The sequence below is a fragment of the Streptococcus sp. genome (assembly GCF_041802885.1).
Classification (GTDB): Bacteria; Bacillota; Bacilli; order Lactobacillales; family Streptococcaceae; genus Streptococcus.
The window spans coordinates 38,206-46,196 of record NZ_JBHCHN010000035.1; the positions used below are offsets into that span (position 1 = coordinate 38,206).

Annotated in this window: 9 protein-coding genes and 1 pseudogene; 9 read left to right on the top strand and 1 reads right to left on the bottom strand. The window is 47.7% G+C overall.

From position 1 onward, the window contains the following. The first annotated feature begins 78 nt into the window (after positions 1-78). The 9 genes and pseudogenes from miaA to ACEYCN_RS04890 all read left to right on the top strand — a co-directional run bounded on the left by miaA (position 79) and on the right by ACEYCN_RS04890 (position 6,892). Positions 79-963: a tRNA (adenosine(37)-N6)-dimethylallyltransferase MiaA gene (miaA, locus tag ACEYCN_RS04850; RefSeq protein ID WP_373713170.1), complete on the top strand. Its 885-nt coding sequence runs from the start codon at positions 79-81 to the stop codon at positions 961-963. After that, positions 956-2,194, top strand: a complete 1,239-nt coding sequence (hflX, locus tag ACEYCN_RS04855; RefSeq protein WP_373713171.1) for a GTPase HflX — start codon at positions 956-958, stop codon at positions 2,192-2,194. Before miaA ends, hflX begins: the two co-directional genes overlap by 8 nt. Continuing rightward, positions 2,191-2,823 carry a cystathionine beta-lyase gene (locus tag ACEYCN_RS04860; RefSeq protein WP_373713172.1) on the top strand — a complete coding sequence of 211 codons (633 nt, stop codon included), beginning with the start codon at positions 2,191-2,193 and terminating at the stop codon, positions 2,821-2,823. Before hflX ends, ACEYCN_RS04860 begins: the two co-directional genes overlap by 4 nt. Positions 2,824-2,829: 6 nt before the next feature. After that, complete coding sequence (gene rnz, locus ACEYCN_RS04865) at positions 2,830-3,759, top strand: ribonuclease Z (protein ID WP_373713173.1); 930 nt, start codon at positions 2,830-2,832, stop codon at positions 3,757-3,759. Next, positions 3,756-4,511 carry an SDR family NAD(P)-dependent oxidoreductase gene (locus ACEYCN_RS04870; protein WP_373713174.1) on the top strand — a complete coding sequence of 252 codons (756 nt, stop codon included), beginning with the start codon at positions 3,756-3,758 and terminating at the stop codon, positions 4,509-4,511. The genes rnz and ACEYCN_RS04870 overlap by 4 nt, the downstream gene beginning before the upstream one ends. 106 nt (positions 4,512-4,617) lie before the next feature. Then, a complete protein-coding gene (rpiA, locus tag ACEYCN_RS04875; protein WP_373713175.1) occupies positions 4,618-5,289 on the top strand; it encodes a ribose-5-phosphate isomerase RpiA in 672 nt (223 codons plus the stop codon). Positions 5,290-5,380: 91 nt separating this feature from the next. Next, the gene (locus tag ACEYCN_RS04880) at positions 5,381-5,782 is read left to right on the top strand and encodes a PaaI family thioesterase (RefSeq protein WP_373713180.1); all 402 of its coding nucleotides are present in this window, start codon (positions 5,381-5,383) and stop codon (positions 5,780-5,782) included. Positions 5,783-5,873: 91 nt separating this feature from the next. After that, positions 5,874-6,242 (top strand): glyoxalase, encoded by a 369-nt coding sequence (locus ACEYCN_RS04885; RefSeq protein WP_373713176.1) that lies wholly within the window; start codon positions 5,874-5,876, stop codon positions 6,240-6,242. Further along, a pseudogene (locus tag ACEYCN_RS04890) lies at positions 6,223-6,892 on the top strand (DNA alkylation repair protein). Before ACEYCN_RS04885 ends, ACEYCN_RS04890 begins: the two are co-directional and overlap by 20 nt. Before the next feature lie 59 nt (positions 6,893-6,951). Here the strand turns inward: ACEYCN_RS04890 and ACEYCN_RS04895 are convergent. Beyond that, positions 6,952-7,991: DUF1846 domain-containing protein (locus ACEYCN_RS04895; RefSeq protein WP_373713177.1), on the bottom strand; the 1,040-nt coding region annotated here is incomplete at its 5' end.

Consider the following 7,991-nt stretch of genomic DNA (forward strand, 5'->3'; position numbering starts at 1 on the left):
TCAGTCTGAAGATCGGAATCATTTTTCTTATGTTATAATAATACTAGCGAAAAAATCAGAAATTTTCAAGGAAAAACGATGAAAACTAAAATAATTGTCCTGGTTGGTCCAACGGCCGTTGGAAAATCTGCCCTGGGCATTGAATTGGCCCAGCGCTTCAAAGGTGAAATCATCTCTGGAGATAGCCAGCAGGTCTATCAGGAACTCTCCATCGGTACCGCCAAGGTTAATGAGATGGAACAGGCCCAGGCTCCCCATCATCTCATTGATGTTCGCTCTGTTGACCAGGGCTATTCGGCCTTTGATTTTGTCCAAGAGGCCCAGCAAAAAATCAAGGAAATTGCGGACCGCCATCACCTGCCCATCCTGGTCGGGGGGACTGGCCTCTATCTGCAGAGTCTCTTGGAGGGCTATCATTTGGGTGGTCAAGTGGACCAAGAAGCCCTTCTGGCCTACCGGGCCCAACTAGAGACCTGGACAGATGACCAGCTCTTTGCGGCTGTGGCAGAAGCGAATGTGGACATTCCCCAGCTCAACAGACGGCGGGCCATCCGGGCTCTTGAGCTAGCCAAGTTTGGTCAGGATTTGACCAATCAAGACCAGCCCTTTGAAGTATTGCTGCTGGGACTGACCGATGAGAGAGAAGTCCTCTATGACCGCATCAACAAGCGGGTCGATGCCATGATGGAGGCGGGTCTTCTGGCAGAAGTGGACTGGCTTTACCAGAACTATCCAGATTCCCAGGCTAGCAGAGGCATTGGTTACAAGGAGTTTTTCCCTTATTTTTCAGGTGAGATAACTTTGGATGATGCAGTGGACAAGGTCAAACAAAACACCCGCCGCTTTGCCAAAAGGCAGCTAACCTGGTTTCGCAACCGCATGGATGTTGAGTTTTATAGTATTTCTGAATCTGATTTTAAGGAGAAGATTTTTGCACGAGTGGAGGGATTTTTAAATGATTGAAACCAAAAAACAAGAAGAAAAAGTCCTTCTGGTTGGTGTTGAATTGCAAGGAACAGATAACTTTGCCATGTCCATGGAAGAGTTGGCCAGTCTGGCCAAGACTGCTGGGGCCATTGTCAAGGGGACCTATACCCAAAAAAGGGAAAAATACGATAGCAAGACCTTTGTCGGTTCAGGAAAGCTGGAAGAAATTGGCCTCATGGTGGAGGCGGATGAGATTGACACCGTAATCGTTAATAATCGGTTGACCTCTCGGCAAAATGCCAATCTGGAAGCGGCTTTGGGTATCAAGGTTATTGACCGCATGCAGCTGATTTTGGATATTTTTGCCATGCGGGCCTGTAGTCACGAAGGCAAGCTCCAAGTCCACCTGGCCCAGCTCAAATATATGCTGCCCCGCTTAGTTGGTCAGGGAATCATGCTCAGTCGTCAAGCCGGTGGAATTGGCTCCCGCGGTCCAGGTGAAAGCCAGCTGGAACTCAACCGCCGCAGTATCCGCAACCAGATTCACGATATTGAGCGCCAGCTGAAGACTGTTGAGAAAAATCGGGCTACCATTCGGGAGCGCCGTGTCCAATCAGGAATTTTCAAGATTGGTCTGATTGGCTATACCAACGCTGGCAAGTCCACCATTATGAATGCCATGACCGACAAGGAGCAGTATGAGGCCGATGAACTCTTCGCTACTCTGGATGCCACCACCAAGCAGATTCATCTGGCAGACAAGTTTCAGGTAACCTTGACGGATACGGTTGGTTTTATCCAAGACCTGCCGACGGAGCTGATTTCAGCCTTTAAGTCTACCCTTGAAGAATCCATGAATGTGGACCTTCTTCTCCATGTTATCGATGCCTCCGACCCCAACCACGCTGAACAAGAAGAGGTCGTTTTAGATATCCTCAAGGACTTGGACATGTTGGACATTCCGCGCCTGGCCCTCTATAACAAGCTGGATATGGTGGGCGATGATTTCCATCCCACCCAGTTTCCCCATGTCATGATTTCAGCCAAGGACCCGGATGCGCGTGCCCATATCCAGATGATGATGTTGGCAAAAATCAAAACCATGTTCGTTCCTTTTGAGGTAAAAGTGCCCCTGTCTGAGTCCTATCGTCTGCATGACTTGGCCAAAATTTCTCTGATTGAAAAAAGGGAATGCAGCGATGACAAGGAAATTGTCTCTGGTTATATCGCAGAAAATATGAAATGGAAGTTGGATGAATTCTTATGAGTGACATGCTAACATTGGCCCTGGACTACGGCGGCTTCACCAGTTTGGACAAAGTCTATTTGGAGGGGCTCCTATCCACCCTGACTCCTGAGCAGCAGCTGGCCTATATCACCCCGCCGCCTTCGGTCATCAATGCCTATTTTGCAGAAATCTATCAAAAGCAGAATCCGCAGGCTGCAACGGCCTATTTTCTGGACCTATCCAAGTCCTTAAAGCTTATTCAGACTGAACCCAGTTTTGCAGAGAAGAAGCCCTTTATCCGCCTCAATCTTTCGGGTAAATCCTTTGGCTTTGCCTATGTCAATAAAGCTGGACTGGCCCAGATTTTCCCAGAAAAAGGGGAGGAATGGGACAGCAGTCTTCTCTTTGAGCTGGCTCAGATTTTCCCCCATTTGCTCACCTATCAAAAGGATGAGAAGATTTTTGCAGAACAAGTGAGCTTGGAACATCAAGACTGGCAAGAGAAGGAGCAGGAAAGATTTTTACTGACCCAGCTGGCAGAAAGTGCGGATTGGATTAGGATTGCAGGCCTCAATCAGGATGAAGTTTTGGAAGCAGCAGAGGCCTATCCTGGCCAAGTCTACTATGCCTGGTCTGGCCGTCAGGCCATCCTTTATATTAGAAAGTAAGAGATTATGTTTATTCAATTTTTAGGGACGGGGGCTGGTCAGCCCTCCAAGTCCCGCAATGTATCCAGTTTGGCCCTCAAGCTGCTGGACGAACTCAATGAAATCTGGCTTTTTGACTGTGGCGAAGGAACACAGAATCGAATTTTGGAAACGACTATTCGACCCCGCAAGATTTCAAAGATTTTCATCACCCATTTGCATGGGGACCATATTTTTGGTTTGCCAGGTTTTTTGGCTAGCCGCTCTTTTCAGTCCAACGATGAGCAGACCGACATTACCATCTATGGCCCGGTTGGCATCAAGACCTTTGTTTTGACCAGTCTCAAGGTATCAGGGTCCCGCCTGCCTTACCGCATTCATTTCCAGGAGTTTGATGAAAAGTCCTTGGGCCTGATTTTTGAGAATGACAAGTTTTCTGTCTATGCAGACAAGCTGGACCATACGACCTTCTGTGTTGGTTTTCGGGTGATGCAAAAAGACTTAGAAGGCACGCTGGATGCCGATAAATTGAAAGCAGCTGGTGTTCCCTTTGGTCCCCTCTTTGGAAAAATCAAGAATGGGGAAAACGTGGTCTTGGAAGATGGAACGGAAATCATGGCCAGCGACTATCTCTCTCCGCCGCGTCCCGGAAAGGTGGTCACCATCCTAGGCGATAGCCGCAAGTGCCATGCCAGCGTCCGTCTAGGGGTCAATGCAGACATCCTGGTCCACGAGTCCACCTATGGCAAGGGAGATGAGGTCATGGCCCGCAAGCACGGGCATTCGACCAACATGGAAGCGGCTCAAGTGGCCAAGGAGGCCAATGCCAAGCGCCTTCTTCTCAACCATATCAGTCCCCGCTTTTTAGCCAAGGATGTTAGCCAGCTCCGTCGGGATGCGGCTGGTATTTTTGAAGCGGTCCATGTGGTCAAGGACTTGGAAGAGGTAGAAGTATGAGACATATCCTCATTACAGGAGCTTCGGGCGGGATTGCTCAGGCCATGGTTCCCCTGCTAAAAGATGATTTTTTGATTTTATTGGGCCGTGACGCTCAGAAAATCGAAAAACTCTATGCCAGCCATCCCAAGAAGGCCATCTACGAAATCGACATTAGCAAGGCTGCTGACCTGGCAGCTTTGGTGGAAAAAATCTATCAGGACTATGGCAAGATTGATATCCTGGTCAACAATGCAGGCTATGCCATCTATGATGATTTTGAGAAATTCTCAGAGGAACAGGTGCGGGCCATGTTCGATGTCAATCTCTTTGCCCTCATGGCTTTTTGCCGCCTGGTTGGTAAGGAGATGAAAGCTGCCAAAGCAGGCCATATCATCAATATCGTCAGCATGTCTGGTAAAATCGCGTCAGCCAAGTCTTCCATCTATTCGGCCACTAAGTTTGCGGCCTTGGGTTTTTCCAATACCATTCGTCTCGAGTTGGCGCCCTACAATGTGGCGGTCACGACTGTCAATCCAGGCCCAGTTGACACAGGCTTTTTTGACCTGGCAGACCCAGATGGGACTTACCAAAAGAGCGTTCAAGCCTTTATGATTTCGCCTGAAAAAGTGGCCAGCAAGATTGTCCAGGCCATGGGGACCAAGAAGCGAGAAATCAACCTTCCCTGGCTCCTCGAAGCCACCAACAAGTTCTACACCCTCTTCCCCAATCTGGCTGATTTTTTAGCTAGAAAGGTCTTTAATTTTAAGTAGAGAAGTTTGGATTTTCCAGGCTTTTCTTTATTTTTTGTAGGAACTTAGTCTATTTTTTGATATAATCATACCTGTAAAGTTTTCAAATCAATCAAGGAGGATTTCCATGTCTAATCTTAAGCAGCAGGTTGGCGTTAAGGCCGCAGAATTTGTCAAGGATGGGATGATTGTTGGTCTGGGTACAGGCTCAACTGCCTATTACTTTGTGGAAGAAATTGGCCGACGTATCAAGGAAGAGGGCCTCAAGATCACTGGCGTTACCACCTCCAGTGGAACAACTGCCCAGGCTCAATCTCTGGGAATCCCCCTAAAATCTATCGATGAAGTTGACTTTGTGGACCTGACCGTCGATGGTGCTGATGAGGTGGATGGAAACTTCAATGGCATCAAGGGTGGGGGCGGGGCCCTGCTCATGGAAAAGGTAGTGGCTTCAAATAGTAAGGACTGCATCTGGATTGTGGATGAGTCCAAGTTAGTTCATCAGCTGGGCGCCTTCAAACTGCCGGTCGAGGTAGTCCAGTATGGGGCTCAGAATCTCTTTCGCAAGTTTGAGGCCAAGGGCTACAAGCCAAGTTTTCGGATGAAGGATGGGGAAGTCTTTGTTACAGACCAGGTCAATTACATCATCGATTTGGATTTGAAAGCCATCGAGGATGCGGAAAAATTGGCTGAGGAACTGGATCGCACAGTCGGCGTAGTGGAGCATGGCCTCTTTATGGGTCTCATTTCCAAGGTCATTGTCGGCAGACCAGAAGGTCCTGAAATCATTGAGAAATAAGGTTTTAGCACTGCAGATTTGCAGTGTTTTCTTTACCTATTTTCTTCAAAAGTGCTATAATGGGAACTGTTTGAAGAAAGAAGGTATGATGATGACTGATGACTATTTGCATGAAATCAAGGTGTTTGAAAACTATGAGATGGCCCTCTTTGAACAGGGGCATGTGGTGGTTTCCTCCAAGGTAGTGGAGTCTTCCCTTAATTACTATGGAAATGCCCACGGCGGCTATCTCTTTACCATGTGCGATCAGGTTGCAGGTTTGACAGCCATCTCAACGGGTTTTGATGCAGTGACCATGCAGTCCAGTATCAATTACATGCGGGCAGGTCGCTTGGAGGATGCTTTAACCATCGAAGGTATCTGTGTTCACGATGGACGGACCACCAAGATTATCGAAGTGACCATCAGCAACCAGCGACAAGAAGCGGTGGCCAAGGCCATTTTCACCATGTATGTGACAGGTGAACATCAAACTACAAAGAAAGAATCATAAGATTTTTGGATTGACTTAACTATCATTACGTAGTAAGATGAGACGAGCAAGGATACTTTGCTTGAAATTCAGAGAAAGATAAGGAAAAAACATGTTTTCAAAAAATTTAGGCGTTATGCTTTATGTAGATGATGTGGCGGCTGAGAAAGTTTTCTGGGAGGCTGTCGGTTTTGACATTGTTGCAGAATCAGAAGTGATGGGATTTGAAACCTTTGACATGAAGTCTCATGCGGACAGCACTGCAACCTTTACCGTTTATGCAAAGGAATTTATTCGCCAAGTGTCACCACAAGTCATCGACATGCAGCCAAGTGTCCTCTTTGAAACAGAAGACATTGAGGGACTCCATGCCCGTGTAGCAGCTGAAACTGATACAGTAAGTGCTATTCAAGACCAACCGTTCAAAAACTTTAATTTTGCCTCACCAAGCGGTCAATATTATGCTGTCAAGGGAAATTAAGGATCGGCTTCTAACTAGCTTTTACCAGGCCAGGGATGGGGAGCGGGCTCCGCAGATGGAAGCCTATATGCGCAACCAATTTCCCTTTTTAGGGATTCCCAGCCCTCAAAGAAAGCTGCTGCAGAAGGACTTTATTCGGCTTTCCAAGGCCGACAAATCCATCGATTGGGACTTTGTCTTTGAGCTTTGGGACCTGCCTGAGCGGGAATTTCAGATTTTTGCCACCGATTATCTGCGGGCCCTGCAAAAGTACCTGACATTGGAGGACCTTCCCAAGCTTCGCCAGTTGGTTGTCACCAAGTCCTGGTGGGATACGGTGGATAGTCTGGACAAAACCATTGGAAACATAGCATTTCCAAGCTCGGACCTAGATCAAATCATGCTAGACTGGTCCACAGATGAAAATCTTTGGCTGCGTCGTGTGGCCATTGACCACCAACTCCTTCGCAAAGAAAAGACCAAGACAGATTTGCTGGAGAAAATCCTAGTCAACAACCTCCACCAGACGGAATTTTTCATCAATAAGGCCATGGGCTGGAGTTTGCGGGATTATTCCAAAACCAATCCGGACTGGGTTCGGGATTTTATTGAGCGAAATCGTGAGGGTCTGTCTAAACTTGACCATCCGTGAAGCTTCAAAATATATATAAAAGTCGCAAGATTTCCTGTGGCTTTTTCTGTTTCAAAAAAAGCCCTTACGGGCTTGGTTTTACTTATGATACAGTTTTTTGTGCTGGTAAACGGGGTCAACGGTCACGTGGATGCCCAGTTTACGGAAGACATTTTTAACTTCTTCTGGCAAGATGACGGTGGAATGGACTTCGCTGCCCTTGAGCTTGCCAAGTTGTTTCATGGCTAGGTCAGCCTCCTGATTGTTCATGGCGGTGATGGCTAGTGCAATCAGCAATTCATTGGAATGGAGGCGGGGGTTTTTGTTGCCTAAGTGATTGATTTTCAGGCTTTGGATAGGTTTGACGTACTCTGGCTCAATCAATAGGGTTTCCTTGTCAATCCCTGCCAGGGCCTTGATGGCGTTGACCACTACCGCAGCGGACGGCCCAAAGAGTTCGGAAGTCTTACCGGTTACGATTTGGCCAGTTGGCAATTCCAGGGCCAGGGCAGGATTGCCTGTGTCTTCAGACTTCTGACGGGCAACCAGAGTCACTTTTCGGTCCTGTGGTGAGATACCCAAGTCATTCATCAGGAGTTCAATTTTCTTGATAGCAGAAGCAGCAACCCGTTCCGCTTTAAACTCGACCAGTGTTTGGTAATAGCGGCGGATGATTTCCTGCTTGGAGGCTTCGATGGCGGCCTCGTTATCCACAATGGCAAAGCCAACCATATTGACCCCCATATCCGTTGGTGATTCGTAAGGGGACTTGCCTAGGATGCGCTCCAGCATCCGTTTGAGAACAGGGAAAATCTCAATATCACGGTTGTAATTGACGGTTGTTTTGCCGTAGGCTTCTAGGTGGAAGGGGTCAATCATATTGACATCATCCAAATCAGCAGTAGCAGCCTCATAAGCCAGGTTTACAGGGTGGTGAAGGGGCAGATTCCAAACAGGGAAGGTTTCAAACTTGGCATAGCCAGATGTGACCCCATTAATTTGGTCATGGTAGAGGTTGGACATACAGGTTGCTAACTTACCGGAACCAGGCCCAGGCGCTGTTACCACTACTAAGTTGCGACTGGTCTGGATATAGTCATTTTTCCCCATACCTTCTGGAGAGATGATGCGGTCAATGG

Bases quoted from the DNA above. Each gene is read 5' to 3' on its own strand.
- miaA (WP_373713170.1), top strand. From the start codon at position 79: ATGAAAACTAAAATAATTGTCCTGGTTGGTCCAACGGCCGTTGGAAAA.
- hflX (WP_373713171.1), top strand. From the start codon at position 956: ATGATTGAAACCAAAAAACAAGAAGAAAAAGTCCTTCTGGTTGGTGTT.
- ACEYCN_RS04860 (WP_373713172.1), top strand. From the start codon at position 2,191: ATGAGTGACATGCTAACATTGGCCCTGGACTACGGCGGCTTCACCAGT.
- rnz (WP_373713173.1), top strand. From the start codon at position 2,830: ATGTTTATTCAATTTTTAGGGACGGGGGCTGGTCAGCCCTCCAAGTCC.
- ACEYCN_RS04870 (WP_373713174.1), top strand. From the start codon at position 3,756: ATGAGACATATCCTCATTACAGGAGCTTCGGGCGGGATTGCTCAGGCC.
- rpiA (WP_373713175.1), top strand. From the start codon at position 4,618: ATGTCTAATCTTAAGCAGCAGGTTGGCGTTAAGGCCGCAGAATTTGTC.
- ACEYCN_RS04880 (WP_373713180.1), top strand. From the start codon at position 5,381: ATGACTGATGACTATTTGCATGAAATCAAGGTGTTTGAAAACTATGAG.
- ACEYCN_RS04885 (WP_373713176.1), top strand. From the start codon at position 5,874: ATGTTTTCAAAAAATTTAGGCGTTATGCTTTATGTAGATGATGTGGCG.